This window comes from Stenotrophomonas sp. Steno-Z2 (assembly GCF_056393235.1).
The window spans coordinates 505,702-522,947 of sequence record NZ_JBWJOY010000001.1; the positions used below are offsets into that span (position 1 = coordinate 505,702).

The 17,246-nt window shown below is 60.5% G+C and carries 14 protein-coding genes and 1 riboswitch; of the genes, 13 read left to right on the top strand and 1 reads right to left on the bottom strand.

The features are described 5' to 3' along the window. The first annotated feature begins 74 nt into the window (after positions 1-74). The 10 genes from AC06FP_RS02225 to AC06FP_RS02270 all read left to right on the top strand — a co-directional run bounded on the left by AC06FP_RS02225 (position 75) and on the right by AC06FP_RS02270 (position 12,741). Positions 75-3,839: a hypothetical protein gene (locus AC06FP_RS02225; protein WP_478074325.1), complete on the top strand. Its 3,765-nt coding sequence runs from the start codon at positions 75-77 to the stop codon at positions 3,837-3,839. Beyond that, positions 3,820-4,281, top strand: a complete 462-nt coding sequence (locus AC06FP_RS02230; protein ID WP_478074326.1) for a response regulator transcription factor — start codon at positions 3,820-3,822, stop codon at positions 4,279-4,281. Before AC06FP_RS02225 ends, AC06FP_RS02230 begins: the two co-directional genes overlap by 20 nt. Then, the gene (locus tag AC06FP_RS02235) at positions 4,278-5,498 is read left to right on the top strand and encodes a phosphorylase family protein (protein ID WP_478074327.1); all 1,221 of its coding nucleotides are present in this window, start codon (positions 4,278-4,280) and stop codon (positions 5,496-5,498) included. The genes AC06FP_RS02230 and AC06FP_RS02235 overlap by 4 nt, the downstream gene beginning before the upstream one ends. Positions 5,499-6,229: 731 nt before the next feature. Further along, positions 6,230-6,326, top strand: a riboswitch (TPP riboswitch). A 70-nt stretch (positions 6,327-6,396) separates the two neighbouring features. Further along, positions 6,397-8,565, top strand: a complete 2,169-nt coding sequence (locus AC06FP_RS02240; RefSeq protein WP_478074328.1) for a TonB-dependent siderophore receptor — start codon at positions 6,397-6,399, stop codon at positions 8,563-8,565. Continuing rightward, a complete protein-coding gene (gene pnuC, locus AC06FP_RS02245; RefSeq protein WP_478074329.1) occupies positions 8,562-9,152 on the top strand; it encodes a nicotinamide riboside transporter PnuC in 591 nt (196 codons plus the stop codon). The genes AC06FP_RS02240 and pnuC overlap by 4 nt, the downstream gene beginning before the upstream one ends. 180 nt (positions 9,153-9,332) lie before the next feature. Then, the gene (locus tag AC06FP_RS02250; protein ID WP_478074330.1) at positions 9,333-10,064 is read left to right on the top strand and encodes a hypothetical protein; all 732 of its coding nucleotides are present in this window, start codon (positions 9,333-9,335) and stop codon (positions 10,062-10,064) included. A 61-nt stretch (positions 10,065-10,125) separates the two neighbouring features. Then, a complete protein-coding gene (locus AC06FP_RS02255; protein ID WP_478074331.1) occupies positions 10,126-10,587 on the top strand; it encodes a hypothetical protein in 462 nt (153 codons plus the stop codon). A gap of 74 nt (positions 10,588-10,661) precedes the next feature. Further along, positions 10,662-11,096, top strand: coding sequence for a hypothetical protein (locus tag AC06FP_RS02260; RefSeq protein ID WP_478074332.1), 435 nt, complete (start codon positions 10,662-10,664; stop codon positions 11,094-11,096). Between the two features lie 147 nt (positions 11,097-11,243). Beyond that, positions 11,244-11,564 carry a hypothetical protein gene (locus tag AC06FP_RS02265; RefSeq protein ID WP_478074333.1) on the top strand — a complete coding sequence of 107 codons (321 nt, stop codon included), beginning with the start codon at positions 11,244-11,246 and terminating at the stop codon, positions 11,562-11,564. A gap of 256 nt (positions 11,565-11,820) precedes the next feature. Beyond that, the gene (locus tag AC06FP_RS02270) at positions 11,821-12,741 is read left to right on the top strand and encodes an HNH endonuclease (protein WP_478074334.1); all 921 of its coding nucleotides are present in this window, start codon (positions 11,821-11,823) and stop codon (positions 12,739-12,741) included. A gap of 74 nt (positions 12,742-12,815) precedes the next feature. Here AC06FP_RS02270 and AC06FP_RS02275 read toward each other — a convergent pair whose 3' ends face one another. Continuing rightward, positions 12,816-13,640 carry a hypothetical protein gene (locus AC06FP_RS02275; RefSeq protein WP_478074335.1) on the bottom strand — a complete coding sequence of 275 codons (825 nt, stop codon included), beginning with the start codon at positions 13,638-13,640 and terminating at the stop codon, positions 12,816-12,818. A gap of 401 nt (positions 13,641-14,041) precedes the next feature. Between AC06FP_RS02275 and AC06FP_RS02280 the strand changes: the two genes are divergently transcribed. The 3 genes from AC06FP_RS02280 to AC06FP_RS02290 all read left to right on the top strand — a co-directional run bounded on the left by AC06FP_RS02280 (position 14,042) and on the right by AC06FP_RS02290 (position 17,084). Next, positions 14,042-15,028 (top strand): hypothetical protein, encoded by a 987-nt coding sequence (locus tag AC06FP_RS02280; protein ID WP_478074336.1) that lies wholly within the window; start codon positions 14,042-14,044, stop codon positions 15,026-15,028. Positions 15,029-15,405: 377 nt separating this feature from the next. Further along, positions 15,406-16,803 (top strand): hypothetical protein, encoded by a 1,398-nt coding sequence (locus AC06FP_RS02285; protein WP_478074337.1) that lies wholly within the window; start codon positions 15,406-15,408, stop codon positions 16,801-16,803. Next, complete coding sequence (locus AC06FP_RS02290; protein ID WP_478074338.1) at positions 16,788-17,084, top strand: hypothetical protein; 297 nt, start codon at positions 16,788-16,790, stop codon at positions 17,082-17,084. The genes AC06FP_RS02285 and AC06FP_RS02290 overlap by 16 nt, the downstream gene beginning before the upstream one ends. The last annotated feature ends 162 nt before the right edge of the window (positions 17,085-17,246 follow it).

The window sequence follows — 17,246 nt, forward strand, 5'->3', positions numbered from 1 at the left end:
CGTCTGGCGGTTGGCGGTTGGCGGTTGGCGGCGCTGCATAGCGCTATAGCCGCGCTGTAACCTTCCGACGGCAGGTGATCTCCCTGCAATTGAACAGCCAATTGGTCTTCGACAGCGAGGTGGCGGGCCAGCCAGCCCTACGAGGCCTTCATAAGGCTGCGCTGCCCGAGAGCTGCCGTGCGCTGAGAACGCTCAATGCTTTAGAGCCAGGCCGGGGAAATCAGGGTAGAGAAGACTACCGGCGTGATACTGGCCTTCGCTGGATTGAAATTTCATGCCAAAGTAAGGAAACCGAAAGCTACAAGCGCAGGCAAAAGGGGGCATGGAAGATGGGAAGAGTTCGTAGACGGAAGCATTCAATCCATCGGACCATTGGCGAGGTTCGCCTTGGGGGAAGGCGCGCCAAAGAAACGATGTTTTTACTGAAATTGAACACGTCTGCAGACTTGCTCTTCTCTTCTGCGAAGAAGGCGATTCCAAATCGAGACTATCTGAAGGCCACTCACGGGGCCTCTTTCCCGCTCACTTACGAAGAAATGTTTAGTCAACCTGCCACTGGCTTTCCAGTGGGCATGCTTAAAGAGTCGATTTGGGCCATTTTTCGAAGTTGCATGTATCAGGAAGAATTGCGGTTATATCTACGAAACCGAGAGGCGTTCGAATCGTCAATTCTCAAAGGCGCCTACGATGAGTGCACTGAAATTCTCGAGCGCCATCGAGAGGAGTTGGGCGTCTCACTTTGGTGGGCTCAAGCTTGGATGACCCTGGGCGATAATGCACCCGACTGTAAGCGCAAAGATAGACAGACTGAGATCGATGAGGCGCCTGTCGGATCAATCTCGTCTTTCATGCTTCGCTACCTTTCGAGGCGAGCGGAAAGCCGCGGCTCGAAAGTATTCCTGCAGGAGGAAATCTCAGCCGCTCTCGGCGAGCTGGAAGACGGCTTCACAACATACGCGGCAAGCCGCGTGTTCGACCTATATAGCGCGACACCTCTCGAGCTTTCCTCTGTCATGTTCTATGAAGGCCAAAGCAGCCTCATTGATCACTATGAGGCTGCGGTGGCAACTCTCCAAGCAATGGCATCGGCACATACGATTCCTTCTGTCGCGATGACTGCGCTGAAGAAGCCGATTTCCGTACTGACGAAGTGCACCAGAGATAAGCGACTCGCCCCGATCTCGTTAGCCTTCGATTGCCTTGCCACAGATGCTATTGATCATGTACGGGACAGTCGCGCGCAAATCTTCGAAGCGTACTTAGACGGAGACTACAGCAGCGCGATTCGTCGTGCATCCGAGCATCTGTCTGACTCGGATCCCACAGATGCAGCTTGTTTAGCCCTCCTGGCACGCGCAGTGGTTCGAGCAGGCTCAGACATTCCTAAGCTACCCCCACCAATGCTCGCGATGTGCGCTAGTTTGGTAGCAATCTTCTCGCTGCGCGAATCTTCATATGGCGAGGCAACGTCGGTATTCTCTACAGTTGACAGTCACTATGGCCATACTTGGGCACTTTACCTTCGAAAGGCGGTTTTGCTTTGCCTTCAGCAGGAAACTTCCAAATCATTGATCCTGCAAGCACGCGACCTGATGGCATTAGATCCTTATATTTCGCCACTTAGCCTCGCCTGTGCAGGGCCATCATCAGTTTCCGAGGTTCGGCGCGCGTTTCAGCAAAAAGGCATATATCCCAAAACTCTGCCGGCAATGGAGATGCTCTTCTTTGGCGAACGAACATCAGCCACTTCTGACAGAAAGTTGAGTCGGCGCGAGCTTTCATATTTGGGCCGACATCTATTAGGTGCAGGGAAAAGCTCTCTTGCAGTACCTATTCTTGAGGAGCTGATTGATAAAGTGCATCCAGATGGACGGTACAGAGCGCTAGCCGCTCTAGCGATGGCAAAAGCCAAAATCGGAGATACGCAATCCGCTCTGAAACTGATGACTGATTCATATATACAGTGCCCCGATGCACCAACGTCACTTCCACTAAATGAAGTCCTTGGTTGTTTGGCGGAGGCCGACACGTGGCCCGAAAGCATCGATGTTCCAATCTGCCTCGAACTCTACAATGCGTTTTCCTCCGACAACCGGCTCGCCGAACTCCGATACGCCTTTGAACGATATCAAGAGATTCACTCAATCCAAGTGCCCTCTGATGTCACCCGAACTGTTGCACAGACCGAGGGCGGTCGAGCGATGCTCTATCTCAACAGGGTGTGGACGCCGGAAGTCATGCGTCAAACTCTGCTGTACAACGGCAGTCAGGAAATAGGGAATGCTCGCATCGAGGTTTGTCGGCAGCTTGCATCGATGGATCCTGCCAACGCAGAGGTGTATTTCGATGAAATCAGGGCGCGCGTCAAGCAAGATGAAATTGCGAAGGGGACTTCGCTAGTTGAGCAAAGCAAGGTCTACGTAGACATCGCTGCAATTAAGCGGAATTTAAAGGCAAAGATTGGTGGGCAGTACTCACGATACAAAGCCAGTTCCAGTACAAGAGACGAACCGTCCCAGATCATTGTTGAGAAGATCGCAGACGCCATTCTTGAGCTTCAACTTAATGAAAATCGATCTATTAGCAAAACTCTCTCGACACTCCACCTGATGAATGATGTGGAGACGGAAACCGACAGCCAATTTGACCCAATATTTACTGAGGTAACGCAGGAGTTCTTGCGTGGAGATCACGGACTTAACGCATATCTCAGCACCAGAGTGCGGCACGGCGTTCTGGCAAACACTTTGCGAAAGCCAGTCGCTGACGAGCACCTGATAACAACGAAAGATGAAGATGGGATTTCTTACAAACCAAATACCTACTGGGATGAAAGGTTTGATCACCATGCCTGTCAGGGGCTTGTAACCAAAGCGTTGGAGCATTTTGCAAAGTCTTTCGATAGCTTGATTTGCGAGCTGCGAGATGAGTACCTTCAGATCGCGATTTATCATGGAGTCAAGGCTGCACCGCAGGATTCGAAAGCTGCGTTCACGTACAGATCCTCGAATCTTGAACGGCGCTTTATGCAGCGTTACGCAGTTAAATCAAGAACAGTCGACGAGTTCATTGATGTATGTATAGATAATCTTTGGGAAAAGACTGATGAGAACCTTGTTGCAGTGCGAAAGGGACTGGACAACGACTTCAGGCAGCGATTCTTTGCGCTGTTCGACAGGTTGACCGAGGCAATATCCTCCATTCCGTATAGCACTGCCATAGGCGACCTTAGGAACTGTATATTTCGAGCAAAGACTCAGCTACGCCTCAGGCTCGATGAGATTTCGTCCTGGTTCAAAAGGAGCCAAGTGTATGATCGTCAAGACTATCAAGCAAGCCTTCCAGTCGATATCGCACTTAATATGATTGCGAAGACGGTTTCCGAATCGTCGGAGGCCCCCAAGATCGAAGTTAAGACGCACGACCGAAGCATACTTATGCCAGGTCGGACGCTCGACGGAATGGTAGATGCTTTCTACGTAATTCTATCCAACGCCATGGAACACTCAGGTCTCGACATTGCCGCGCTGAACATCATTGTCGACTTCAGTCTGGAGCCTACACGATATTGCGTGCGCGTAGAGAGCAACTTGGCCCCGTCAATCCCAAGCGTCGTTCAGCGCGAGAAAGTTATGTCGATTCGCGATGGCCTCAATCGTAGTGACTCTCGACGCCTAGCCCAGCTCGAAGGAGGGAGCGGACTGAGAAAGCTATGGCGATCAATTAACTCCCCGTTCTATGCCGAACCAAAACTTGATTTTGGATTCTCCGAGGACGGGAGGTTCTATGTAGTAGTTTCCTACAATATTGAGGCAGTCAATGAGAATCCTGATAGTTGAAGATGACGCCGACAAGGCGCGGGAAATCAAGGAGTTCACTTGCCGCATCGTCGCAGGCGCTATTGTTGACGAAGCTCGATCATTTCATTCCGCCCTCAAGGCGATATGTAATCAGAGCATACGGTACGAGGCTCTTCTACTCGACATGAGCATGCCCAACTTCGACATTAGCGTTAATGAGCCCTCGGGAGGGGCCCAGGAAAACTTTGCGGGCCGCGATCTCTTGATGCAGATGAAGATGCGGAATCGAAAAATTCCGACGATTGTGGTGACGATGTTTGATGGTTTTGGGGAAGGGGTTGGAAGAGTTTCCATACACGACTTGGGGGCTCAAATGTCCGAGAGCTTCGGTGATTTCTACATTGGCCATGTGTATTACAATCAAGCTCAAGACGCGTGGAAAGATGAGTTGGCGGCGCTTTTAAACGGAATTTCAGCATGATAAAGATCAACATTCTGATAGTTGACGACGAAGTCGAGAAGGGCAAGGCAATCGCAGAGCTACTCGCAAAGAGCGCGGGTTCAGCCATTGATATAGTGCACACAAGCAATGCAACCGAAGCGCGGTTGCGTCTGAGAGAGCAAAGGTTCGACATCGTACTGATTGATGTAAACCTACCAAACGGCTTGAAAGATGCCCCAAGCGTGGATGCGGGTTTCCAGTTGTTCGATATGTTGAGGGCTGACCAGAAGTCGAATCTTCCCGATGACGTCATCTTTGTCACCGCGCTTGAGGATCTTAGAGACGTGGCCCAGAAGAAGGCGGCCAAACGAGGAGCCTCTCTATGCTTTTACCGCCCAGGCGCCAACGATTGGATGGAAGTCCTATCTGGTAGGGTGGGGTACATCATGGCAAGAAAGAAGAGGCATGCCCCTCCAAAGGTTGACGTAGCAATTGTTACTGCCCTAAGCACACCCGAGCTTGATGCAGTTCTTAATCTGGATTTTGGCTGGTCACGTAAATCACTGCCCGGAGATCCTACCACGTACTATTTCGGATCAATGGAGGCAGATGGCAGAATCATTGAGCTTGTGGCCGCCTGCGCGCCAAGGAAGGGGATGCCAGTATCAGCTGCACTTTCCGCAAAGATGGTCAAGGTTTTTAAGCCATCACTACTTGTGATGTTGGGTATCTGCGCAGGAGTTAAGGGCAAAGTTTCCCTGGGGGATGTGGTTGTCGCAGACCCGACTTGGGACTGGGGGAGCGGTAAGCACACTGCGGGAACTGACTCGCTTCCTTTGTTTCGTGCAGCCCCTTACCAGAGCGCCTTGAGGCAAGATGTCGCTGCACTTGTGCAAGCGTCCTGCAGAGAACTGGAAATCTGCAACAGCATTAGGGGCGGGTGGGGCGGTCGAATACCAGAAAGTAGGCTTGGGGTTCATCTCGGACCAATGGCATCCGGCGCATCCGTCCTTGCCAATGACGAAGCACTTTCACCAATCATCGACGGTCATAGAGAGGTTATAGCTATTGAGATGGAGGCATTTGCCGTTATGGCCGCGGCCGAGCTATGCGGTTCGACTCCTCTGATAATTAAGTCAGTTTGCGATTTTGCTGATTCGTCAAAATCGGATGACTGGCAATCATATGCCGCATATACAAGTGCTTCCTATTTTCGCAAGCTCCTACCCAGCCTTGCCGAGGCAGGCATTTGCTAGGCGTTGGGTCCGGTTTTACGCCGCCTTTTATCCGGACCCAGCCACCCTAAGATCGAGCTATATCACGGGGAAATTCCACCGCACGGCGCCTTGTGGATAGGTCGTATGGCCGGACCTACGGGTCTATGTAATATGTAGTTGGCCTTACTTGGAGAGTAAAGAGTGTTTGAGCTAGTAGACCGCTCCATCAGAACATTGACCTGTGCCGTCAATGTTGCAACAAGCATCGCCCCCTCGATGGAGCGCGGCCAGGGAACTATTTGCATCGTAATCTCGGCGTTGCCCGCAGCGCACATAAAGCGAGCCTTGCAGCCATCCGAGCGCCCCTGAAGCGCACGACTTCCATCCTAGGAGAATCGCGGGGACAGAAGTGAGATGGATGTATGTAGACCTCCTTGAAAGAGCGTGTCCATATTTTTGTGTAGACGGTGTTTGAACCCCCCTCGATGTTGTACGCAGCGGGCATTCGGGAGCATGTTCGCTCTTGGCCTACTCCTCCCATCAACTAACCCGCAGTTCGCTTAAGCACCTCTACCGCGTCCACCCCGCTGGCGGCGATGTCCAATCCGGCTGGCAGAGCCGTCCGACTCCTTGGCTGTATGCACGGGCTTCGCCGGAAGGGGCACCATTGCGGCGCAAGCCCCACCTCCACGAAATGCCAGGCTCCCCTGCACGCCAAGCCCCGCTCCACCCACCCCACGGGCCAAGCCGCGCCATTTGTGGTCAAATACGCCCTGAAGCGGGGGTGCCTGGGCTTGTCCAGGCTGAGAGAGTCCCTTGGAACCTGATCCGGTTTGCACCGGCGTAGGGAGCTTTGAGCAGCAGGCACACCGCCTTCGTGGCCGGTCGCGCGTGCGCGCCTTCGCTTCGTCTCTCCCCACGGCTGATGACGAAACGAATGAACCGCTGCTACCGAATTTCGCTGTTGACCGCCGCGCTGGGCGCGGCCCTGCCGCTGCACGCCAGTGCTCTTGACACCGCCGCCGACCGCTCGCCCACCGAGCTGGCCGCCGTGCGCGTGCAGGCCAAACAGCCCGAAACCAAGGACACCCAGTCCAACAGCTTCGGCAGCGGCGACTGGAAGAACACGCCGGCCTCGATCAGCGTGCTGGACCGCGGCCTGCTCGACCAGCGCGTGGTGCGCACGCTGTCCGAACTGGCCACGAACGATGCCTCGCTGGGCGACAGCTACGCGCCGGTGGGCTACTACCAGAACATCGCCATCCGCGGCTTCGCGCTGGACACCGCCACCGGCTACCGCTTCAACGGCCTCACCGTGGCCGGCGAGCAGCGGCTGGCGCTGGAGAACGTACAGCAGGTGGAAATCCTCAAGGGCGAGGCCGGCCTGGCCGCTGGCGTGATCGCGCCGGGCGGCGTCATCAACTACGTGGGCAAGCGCCCGGCCGAAGTGCGCACCGTCACCCTCGGCACCGACGCGGAAGGCTCGCGCTACGCCGCCGTGGACGTGGGCCACTGGCTGACGCCGCGCTTCGGCGTGCGCTTCAACGCCGCGTGGGACAGCAGCCGCTCCTACATCGACCATGCCGACGGCCGCCGCAACTTCTACGCGCTGGCCACCGACTGGCTGATCGGCGAGCGCGGCAAGCTGGAAGTGGACGCCAACTACCAGACCAGCGCGCAGCGCTCGGCCTCGGGCTACCAGCTGCTGGGCGCCAGCGCGCTGCCGCGCAACGTCGACCGCAAGCAGATGCTGGGCTACCAGCGCTGGCAGCGGCCGGTGGGCATCGACAGCACCAACCTCACCGCGCTGCACACCTACGATTTCGGCCCGGCGTGGCAGTCGCGCGTGTCGGCCAGCCACAGCCGCTCGGTCATCGACGACAACGTCGCCTTCGCCTACGGCTGCTACTACACCGCCGGCTGCGCCGACGGCAGCGTGCCGGGCAACTACTTCGCGCCCAATGGCGACTACGACATCTACGACTACCGCAGCCCGGACGATACCCGCCGCAACCAGCAGCTGCGCGCCGAACTGCGCGGCCGCTTCGCCACCGGCGCGGTGGAACACCAGCTCGTGCTGGGCGCGGACTACTTCCGCCGCAGCGTGGACAAGCGCCGCAACGTCAACGAATACGTCGGCAGCGGCAACATCCACGACCGCGAGGTGCCGCAGTTCGAGCCCTCGCCGCTGCAGCCCGGCCCGTCGGTGCGACGCCTGGACAGCCGCCAGAAGGCACTGTTCGTGCTGGACCGCGTGCGTTTCGCCGACGACTGGCAGTGGCTGGCCGGCGGCCGCTTCGTGCGCCTGGACGAGCGCGCCTGGGACAAGCGCGGCAACCCCGAGCGCGAGAGCCGCGTGTCGCATTTCCTGCCGCAGACCGCGCTGATCTGGAGCGCCAACACGCAGCTCAACCTGTACGCCAGCTACGTGCGCGGCATCGCGCTGGGCCAGGAGGCGCCGTTCTGGACCAGCAACGAAGGCGACTTCCTGCCGTCGGTGCTGTCGCGCCAGGTGGAAGTGGGCGCCAAGTACATGCCCAGCGATGCGCTGACCCTGGGCGCGGCGCTGTTCCGCATCAGCCGGCCGTTCCAGTACGCCAAACCGGACGACAGCGACTACGGCTACACCTTCGTGCAGGAAGGCCAGCAGGTGCACACCGGCCTGGAGCTGAGCGCGCGTGGCCGCGCAAGCGACAACCTGCAGCTCACCGCCAGCGCCAGCGTGCTGCAGGCGCGCGCGCGCCACACCGGCACACCGGCCTACGAAGGCCACCCGCTGATCAACGTGCCCACCACCCGCGCCAGCGTGCATGCCGACTACGCGCTGCCGTTCGTGCCCGGGCTGGGCCTCACCGGCGGCTGGCGTTACGCCTCCTCCAACGTCGCCACCGCCGACGGCCGCGTGCGCGCGCCGGGCTACAGCGTGGTGGATGCCGGCCTGCGCTTCCGGCATGAACTGCGCGGCCACGCGCTGGACTGGAACCTGTCGGTGGACAACGTGTTCAACCGCTTCTACTGGCGCGACACCGGCAGCAGCTCCGGCGACTACTACCTGTTCCCCGGCGCCCCGCGCCAGGCGCGGCTGACGGTGACCCTCGCGCTATGAACCCCGCGCTGCTGGAATGGTCGGCGGTTGCGCTCAGCGCCCTGGGCGTCTGGCTGATGGCGCAGCGGCGCATGCTCGCCTGGCCGGTGGGGCTGCTGTCCGTGGGCCTGTACGCGCTGGTGTTCTTCGAGGCACGGCTGTACTCGGACATGCTGCTGCAGGGCGCCTTCGCCGCGTTCCTGGCCTACGGCTGGGCCACCTGGCACCGGCAGGACAAACCCGACGGCCGCGTCGCCATCGCCCCGCTGGCAATGGAGGCCTGCGCGCGCGACCTGGGCCTGGGCGTGGCCTTCGGCCTGGCCCTGGGCGCGGCCATGCACACCTGGACCAACGCCGCCCTGCCCTGGCTGGACGCCATGCTCGCCGCGCTCAGCCTGGTGGCGCAGTGGTGGCAGGCGCGCCGCCACGCCGCCGCGTGGTGGCTGTGGATCGGGGTGGACGTGGTCTACGTGGGCATGTACGCGGTGAAGGCACTGCACGCCACCGCGGCGCTGTACCTGGTGTTCGTGGCACTGGCGGTCGCGGGCCTGCGCACGTGGAAGAAGGCGGCGCGGCAGGAAGGAAGGCACGGCGCCGCGCACCCGTGAGTGCGTGGCGCCGCGTGGTTCTTCGTAGCGGAACCGCAGGAAAACAGGTCCGCGCCCGAGCCAACGGCCCCGGCGCGGGTGGCCACGCACGCAACCGCCGGCAGGCCAGGCGGGCGCGGACCTCGACCCACCTGCGGCAATCGGGCATGGTGTAAGGGCAGCCCATGCCCCAGGAATCGTATGGATACCGTTCCCGCGCCTACAGCAGGCAATGCGCCCCCCACAACCGCCGACTCTCCCGCCGATGCGGGAGCCGCCCTGCACGAACTCAGCTTCCCCGCGCTCAATGCCGCGCTGGACGACTACCTGGCGCGAACGGATGGCACCAAAGCCGGTCCCTGGGAGCGCTGGTCGCTTATCGTCGGCATCGCCGGCGCCGGGCTGGGCATGTTGCTTGGCAGCGTTCTGCCCGGGAAAACCGGGGTTGTCGTCGCCCTGTCTGGCCTTGCTGTGGAAATTCTGGGGCTTGGCACCTCCATGTGCCTGCAGATACGTCGGGATTGGCGCCAGTTCTGGGACGCTCGCCGGGAACATGCGCGGCATATCGAAGAGGGGTATACCTGGTACCAGCAACTGGTCCAGCAGGTGCGCGCCTTTCCGCTGGAACACCGCCGCCTGCGCCTGCGCTACATCCGCGACCGGCGCGCCACGATGCACGAGCGCCTGGGCTTGTTCACCGGTGGAATGGAGCGGCTGGGCGTACTGCCCCTGCTCGTGGCCCTGTACCTTCAGTTCAAGGACTGGCAGTGGGGTAACTGGAATGCGTTTGCCAACATCACCTTGGTGCAGGGCGCGCTCGCACTCTGGATCCTCGTCGCCTATGCGCTTTCCTGGTACATGATCCACCTTCGCGTCCGCGTGCAGGCCTACGAACTGCTGCTGGCCGAAGCCAACGCACAGGATGGCGAATAGCCGCAAGCCGCACTTCAACCACCGCTGTTGAGCTGCCCCCTTCGCGATGACAGGCAAGGACATGCCCGACACCACGAACCGCCCCACAACACGGCTTGCCCCATTGCTGGCCCTGCTGCTCCTGCTGGCCTGGGCGTTGCCGGCGGCCGCCGCCGACGTCTGGGTGAACACCAGCACCGGCGTCTACCACTGCCCCGGCGGGCAGTACTACGGCGCCACCAAACGCGGCCGCTTCATGACCGAGCGCGAAGCAGCGCAGCACGGGTACCGCGCCGCCTACGGCCGCACCTGCACGCCCGGCGAGGCCGCCGCCGGCCGGCAGCAGGCCATTCAACAGCTCACGCAATCGGCCACCCGCACCGCGCCCGCCGCCGTCACACGCGTCTGGATCAACACCGGCTCGCATGTCTACCACTGCCCGGGCACGCGCTACTACGGCGCCACCAAGAAAGGCCGCTACGCCAGCGAGGCCGAAGCCGTCGCCAGCGGTAACCGGCCGGCGTATGGGGCACGTTGCAATTGAGCGCAACTGCAAAGCTTGCGGCGTACTGACTGCCCTGCCTCGTTCTTTCCGCCCACGATAAGAAGATGGAGCCCATGAAAAAAATAATCAGGACCCTGCTCAGCTTGGATGCAACGGACCTCATCGGCGTTCTTGCAGCTGCCGCGGCCGTACTCACTACCTTGCTGGGTTACTTCCTGGCCGCAACCGAGGCAGAGTGGTGTTCCTGCACTCGCGCGCTCGTGGCCTATGGCGTCGGGTTCTGGTCGGCAATGTTCCTGCACCTCATTGCTGAAACGATCAAGCATCCGCGCGCCGCGCTTGGGCGGATGTTCGGCTCCTTGGGCCCGGGGCTTCTGGACCGCCTTTTTGCCTCGTTCTTCATGGTGCTGGGCCTCGCACTTGGCGCATTGGCGATCAGCGCCCCCATCACCGCGACCGCCCCATTGCCCATCGCCGTAGGCGTCGCCTTACTGCTTGCCTCCTTTCTCTATAGCGAATTCACCCTGCCTTCTTACAAGCGCTCTTGAGTTGCCACGTCGCAAAGCAGCAGCTCTTGTGCGCCCCTGCCCCGCCTTAGCTAACCGGCAATTCCATCACCAAGTGCTCTTCCTGCAAGGCAACCCGCAGCTCGGCATCGCCTCACTCGCCCGCGCTGCGTCGCAGCCACCGAGATCATGAAGGACACAATCCTTGCATCGCCGTCAGAGAAAACAGACATGCAATGCCACATTGATCCGAGCTGGCTGCGAGACTTTGATGCCGCGATGAAGCGGCACTTCCTGATGGACCATGCAGAAGCGGGCATGGGTCAGGTGGAGCTAGCCCGCTATGCAGACCTCCGTCCATACGAGGCCGCTCTGCAGTATGGGGAAGACTATGACCTGCAACGGGTAGATGTTGACTGGATGTCACCTGCACAACGACCGCTGGTTGCCCACGATCGACCTATTCACTCGGTGAAGCTTCTGTCACCTAGCAAGTCACCTGACAGATGATGCAATCCTCGCCGCACGATCCCGCCACGCACCTTCCGTATAGTCGATGAGAGAGTCGACTTACATATGCTCTCCACAGCCGTCATTGACGATAATGACGCGAAGATGGATGCACTAGCACTAATGCCACCATAGTTTTCCGCCCAAACAGTATTGATCCTCGGGCGGAGCCATGAATTGGCCGGTGCTACACGCTATGGCCTCAACCGACATTCCGGCATTAAGCTAGACACCCAGTTGTCTTGTTGGGCCTAATGTGGATCTACCCTTTGAAGTCGGCGCACTATACATCCGACAGAGCCAAGTTCACGACGTATACGGTGGCCAGCGCCGGGGCGGCATCTCTAGTCCGAAGGAGCATCCGCTTGTCATCGCGTTCACTGGTGAAGCCGGCGTGTCGCATGGCTATCATGACTTTTGGGACGATGAGGGAATATTTCACTACTTCGGCGAAGGCCAAGTTGGCGACATGCGTTACGTCGCGGGCAATCGAGCGATTGAAGATCACGTTAAAGAAGGCAAGAAGCTCGTCGTTTTTCAGATGATGGGGAAGGGCCGCCCGTACCGCTACCTAGGTGAGTTCATTACGCTTTCTTCCTACATTCGGCCCAACACACCCGACACCCTCGGCAACCTGCGTAACGCCATTGTTTTCCGGCTTAAGCCGCTTGATGGATCTCTGGGCTTTACTACGACTGAAGAGGATTTCGGCCATACCCAAGTGGAGACTGGCCTCGTTCTTGAAGACACTGCGAAGAGGACTCTTGCTGAAGTGCGAACAAAGCAGCAGTTGTTCCGGGAACGCCTAATTGGATGCGAGAAGGGTTGCCGCATTACGGGCATTGAGGACCTCCGCTTCTTACGAGCCAGCCACATCAAGCCATGGTCAAAGAGTACAGCTAGCGAGCGAGTGGATGGACAAAATGGCCTGTTGCTTGCGCCCCACGCAGACCATCTGTTCGATCGTGGCTGGATCAGCTTCTCCAACGAAGGACGTTTACTTGTCGCAGGCGACCTTCCTCCCAACGTAGAGGAATCACTTAAGCTCAACCTCAAAAGAGGGCGCCGCTACGGAATTTTCTCAGCGAAGCAAAGGGAATATCTCGACTTCCATCGCGACACCGTTTTTGAGAAGCATCTAAACAAGGGAGAAGGTAGCCCAACTACTCTCTATTGAAATTTTTTGGGAGCACCAACCTTCCAGAGAAAAGTCCACGTCGCACATACTCTTTCAAGATTGAGCTAAGAGAGCTACTTGTCTCTAGTACCTGATGCCTCGCTCCATGTGAGCTTTTCAGCGATGTACCGTTCAACGAGCTGCAGTTCCGAGGACTCTTTTGACACCCGGCTTTCCATTGGGGAAAGCGAATAATCCTCCAGTGAAGGGGTCGTGATCAGCGGACCACAGACTAATGGCCCAGGGAAGCATTGATGTCGATACCACGCATCAATTTGGGCGTGACGCGTTTGATGCAGCGGTACGGCACCACCTAACGCTCGAACCATTGCCTTGAGCTGCAAGCGACAGGCAAGCTCGGACCAATCCCACCCATCTGCAAATGGATGATAGCGAAGCACCTCGAACTCCCCTAGGTATTGCACATGCTCCACGACCACTAGCTCCAAGCGCTGGGATCGCCGTGCATTCATGTCCAGCACCCCTGCGGATGTCACCGCCCTTAAGGTGGACGTAGCACGTTCCTTCAGTGAATCTATACATTCGAACAATCGATCAGGACTCTTGTAGCAGTAATTGCCTTGATAGATTTCATCGTCAATGCCGGCTAGCCATTCAGATCGGACACCAAAGAGAGCCGCAGTTGTATCAATTAGTGATGGCGTCATCGCGGACAGCAGAGCGTCTTCATCTTTGAGATCGATGTACTTAAGCGGTGTTAAACGAGGAATGTGCGCAACGTGCAAGCCATGTGCACGAAAGACCTCAATGAACCTCCTCGCCTGTACCGCAAGATCACCGACGACGTCTGTGCGTTGGACGAGACGTCGGTATAGCTCCCGCAGATCTATACCAAAACCATACACGCTGGGCTTCAAATGGAAGATATCCTTCCCCATAGTTCCTCTTGGCAGATTATCTGCAGTAGAGCCTATGATTCAGCTTAATCTATAGCGGTATCTAGAAGTCGAAATCGCTTCTATCCATCAAGATAGTAGCTATGAAACCTGCAGTTTGGAGGCAAGCATGGACGCCGGCGGATGCAGCTGACGGTGCATTGGCCAGGCCGACGTATAGTGCCCGATGCAACTGCTGGGAGCGCATCGCGCGCCTGCCGCGACCCGCATGGCGCCCACACCCCATCTACCTCCAGTGGCACCGCCGGGAACGATTCAAAGCCTGACAACCGCGCAACCCGGTGCCGCGCTGTGCCCATCGGCCTTATGACATTCGGCCTTGGACAGCGCACAACGGGGTTTGCCACGATCGGGCAACCGACGCTGACCGGGAGGCTGATCGCATGACGCCGCCACTGCGCTCCATTGCGCTTGCCGCCGCAGTACTGATTGCCACCGCACCGTTGAGCCCGGCGTTCGGCGCCCCACGGGCCGCCGCGCAGCAGGCGCCGGTGCGCACGCTGCTGCCCACGCGGTTCGAGAACAACCGCATCTTCGTCGCGCCGCGGCTCGCCGGTGGCGCCACGGTGCTTTTCTATACCGACAGCGGCGGCGGGCTGAACGCCATCCGCGAGGACGTGGTGCAGCGCCATGGCCTGGCCGCCGGAGCGGAGGTGGAAGAGCCCGGGCAGCCGCCCATCAAGACTGCGCGGTGGCCGGCGTTCGTGCCCGAGGCCTCCATTCCCGCTCCCGAGCGGGATGCGTTCATGCAGGGCCAGCTGGCGGTGGTGCCGGCGGAGGGCTTCGGCGAAGGCCCCATGCTGGATGAAGGCTTCCTTGGCAGCCGCTGGTTTGCCTGGCGGGTGTGGGAGTTCGATTACCCCGCGCGTTCGCTGCACGTGCTGCAGGGCTGGTCGGCGCCGGAGGGCACCCCCAGCACGCCGATGACCCTGCTGCCGGAGCGCAACATGTTCTGGCCGCGCGTGCAGATCGAGATCGATGGCGAACAACTGGACATGCTGTTCGATACCGGTGCGCAGATGAGCCTGGGCCCCGATGGCGCGAAGGCACTGGGCCTGGCCGAGGGCACGCGCGTGGCGGGCAGCTTCATCACCGCCCGCCAGTACCGCAAGTGGCGCGACGCGCATCCGGACTGGTCCGTTGCCCTGAAGGGCGACCACGGCATGCCGATGATCCAGGTGCCCAACGTGCGCATTGCCGGCAGGGACACGGGCCCGGCCTGGTTCGCCGCCCGGCCGGACCGCAACTTCACCGAATACATGTCGTCGATGACCGACGCCCCGGTGGAAGGCGCCATCGGCGGCTCCGCATTCGGCCGCCTGCGGCTGGTGGCCGACTACCCCGCGCAGAGGCTGTACGTGCTGCCCTGAGCCGGTGGCGGGGATGCGGGCTGGCGCTTGCAACCCGGCCACCAGGCGCCCATCCTGCGCGCTGATGCGCCGCGTTGCGCCGGTGGCGGAGCCAGGCGGCTCCGGCCACGCCGGCTGGGCGCAGAGGCGGAAACCGGGTTGCCGCGGGGGTCGTGGGCACCCGCGTAGTGGGCGCGGCTGGCGGCGCCTGGTGGGTGCAGCGTGGTGGGGGGCGGGGCGTTCTCGATCCAACAGTGGCTCTGATGCGCCGGCTGGGCCGTGCGTGCGCGATGCGGCACGCCCGCCCCCGCGCACTACGCCACGCGCCTGGCCCGCTTCCATCCGCGCCAAGGGACTGCGGCCTGGTGCCGCGGACACACGGGAAGAAGGGGGAACGCATGAAAGGATTGCACAGGGGGTTGGCCGCCATCGGCCTGTTTGCATGCTTCATGGGCCACGCGGCGGCCCAGTCCTATGCCGTCGGCAAGTGCACGGACAGCCACGGCCAGCTCGACATCGTCGAGTCGGTCCGCCACTTTCCCAACGGGGCATCGGACAAGGTGACGCAGTTTGTCCGGCCGGGCATGTGGGGCCCCAAGGAAGTCTTCGACTCCATTCCGGATGCTTCCGGCATCCATCTGGCGCAGATCAGGTCCGCCGCGGCGGGCGTGGCGTTCTGGCTCGCCCGCGACGGCAACCTGGTGGCCACCACGCTGGCCGGCTGGCAGGTGGTGGGTTCGTGCACCTACCAGCTGGCATGGGCGGCGCAGTTCCCGCCACCGGTTTATGTGCCGATTCCGCAGACGGTGCCGTTCGACCTGGGCCAGGACGTGCTGACCACGATGCCGACGGTTGCCGCGGCCAACGGCGCGCGCATCCCGATGGGCATTTTCCAGCCGGGCGTATTCCCGGGCGTGCCCGCGCTGATGTCGCTGGCCGAGGCGGAGGAGTGCGTTGCCCGTGCCGCCGGCGATCGCGACGAGTTGTTCCTGTGCGGCGCCGAGCAGGCGATGGGCCGCAGGGAACGCGCCGCCGTGGAGTGCGTGCGTTCGGCCGGCGATGACACGACCGCCGCCGGGCTGTGCCTGCTCGGGAACCAGCTGCCCGAGGGCCAGCGCAAGCCGGTCCAGGACGTGGCGGAGTGCTACCAGGCCAACGGCACCAACTGGAGCGACTACCCGCTGTGCATGGCCACCAAGCAGGCCGACCCGCAGGCCGCGCGCCTGATCAACTGCGCGCGCCAGCAGATGCAGCAGGGCCAGCAGCCCGACTACTGGACGCTGGGCTACTGCGCGTTCGGCCAGGCCTTCTTCAACCCCAATGCCGAATCGGCCATCGCCATCCAGTGCGCGGTGGCAACCCGCGGGCAGCCGGCGCCGTTCGTGGCCTGCGCGGGCGGGCAGCTGCTTTACCGCGAACTGGACAAGTGCCTCAACGACGGCATCGGCGGCGACGACGGCTGCTTCGGCAAGAACAACTCCCTGACCAAGGCCTACGACCGTATCGAGGAAGAACTGCGCAAGGCGCTTGGCGCGAAGAGCGTCGCCTTCCAGGCGTGGCAGGTTGCGCGCCTGAGCATGGACCCGCACCAGATGGCCGAGGCGGTGCGCCAGGTGAGGGATGAGCTCAACCGTGCGATCGCGCAGGGCAACGCCGCGCTGAAACAGGCCGGCAGGGATGCGAAGGAATGGATAGACGCCGCCACGCCGGATATCACCGTCAGCACCAGCGGTATCAAGATCGAAGGCGTCAAGGTTGGCCAGATAGGCAAGGGCCTGAAATGCTGCAGGCTCTGACCGTCAAACAGGAGAACACCATGCGTACGATTGGCCTGATTACCGCCGCGCTCGCCTGCTCGCTGGCCGCCACTGCCTGCACCACGACCGCGCCGGCCCCTGCACCCGCGGCCGCGCCGCCTGCGCCCGTGGTGTACCGGCTCACCGCCTGCACGGACTCGGCGCACCACACGTGCCGGGACATCAGCGAGCACCCCAGCAGCGGCGCCTGCGAGGCCGCGAAGAAAACCTACCTTGCCCAGCACCCCACCGAGTCGGCGGGGTGCAACAAGAAGCCCTGAGCACCCACGAACTGCGCGTTCGGCTGCTTCTGTTTCGCTGATACGCGAAGGCCCCGGCCTGAGGACGGGGCCCTTCTTGTACCTGGCACAGGGCGTTGCGCGGCGACGGCAGACCGAATGGCGTTCGGCTGTCATGGTTTGCGCCTCGGGACGAAAGGGTGG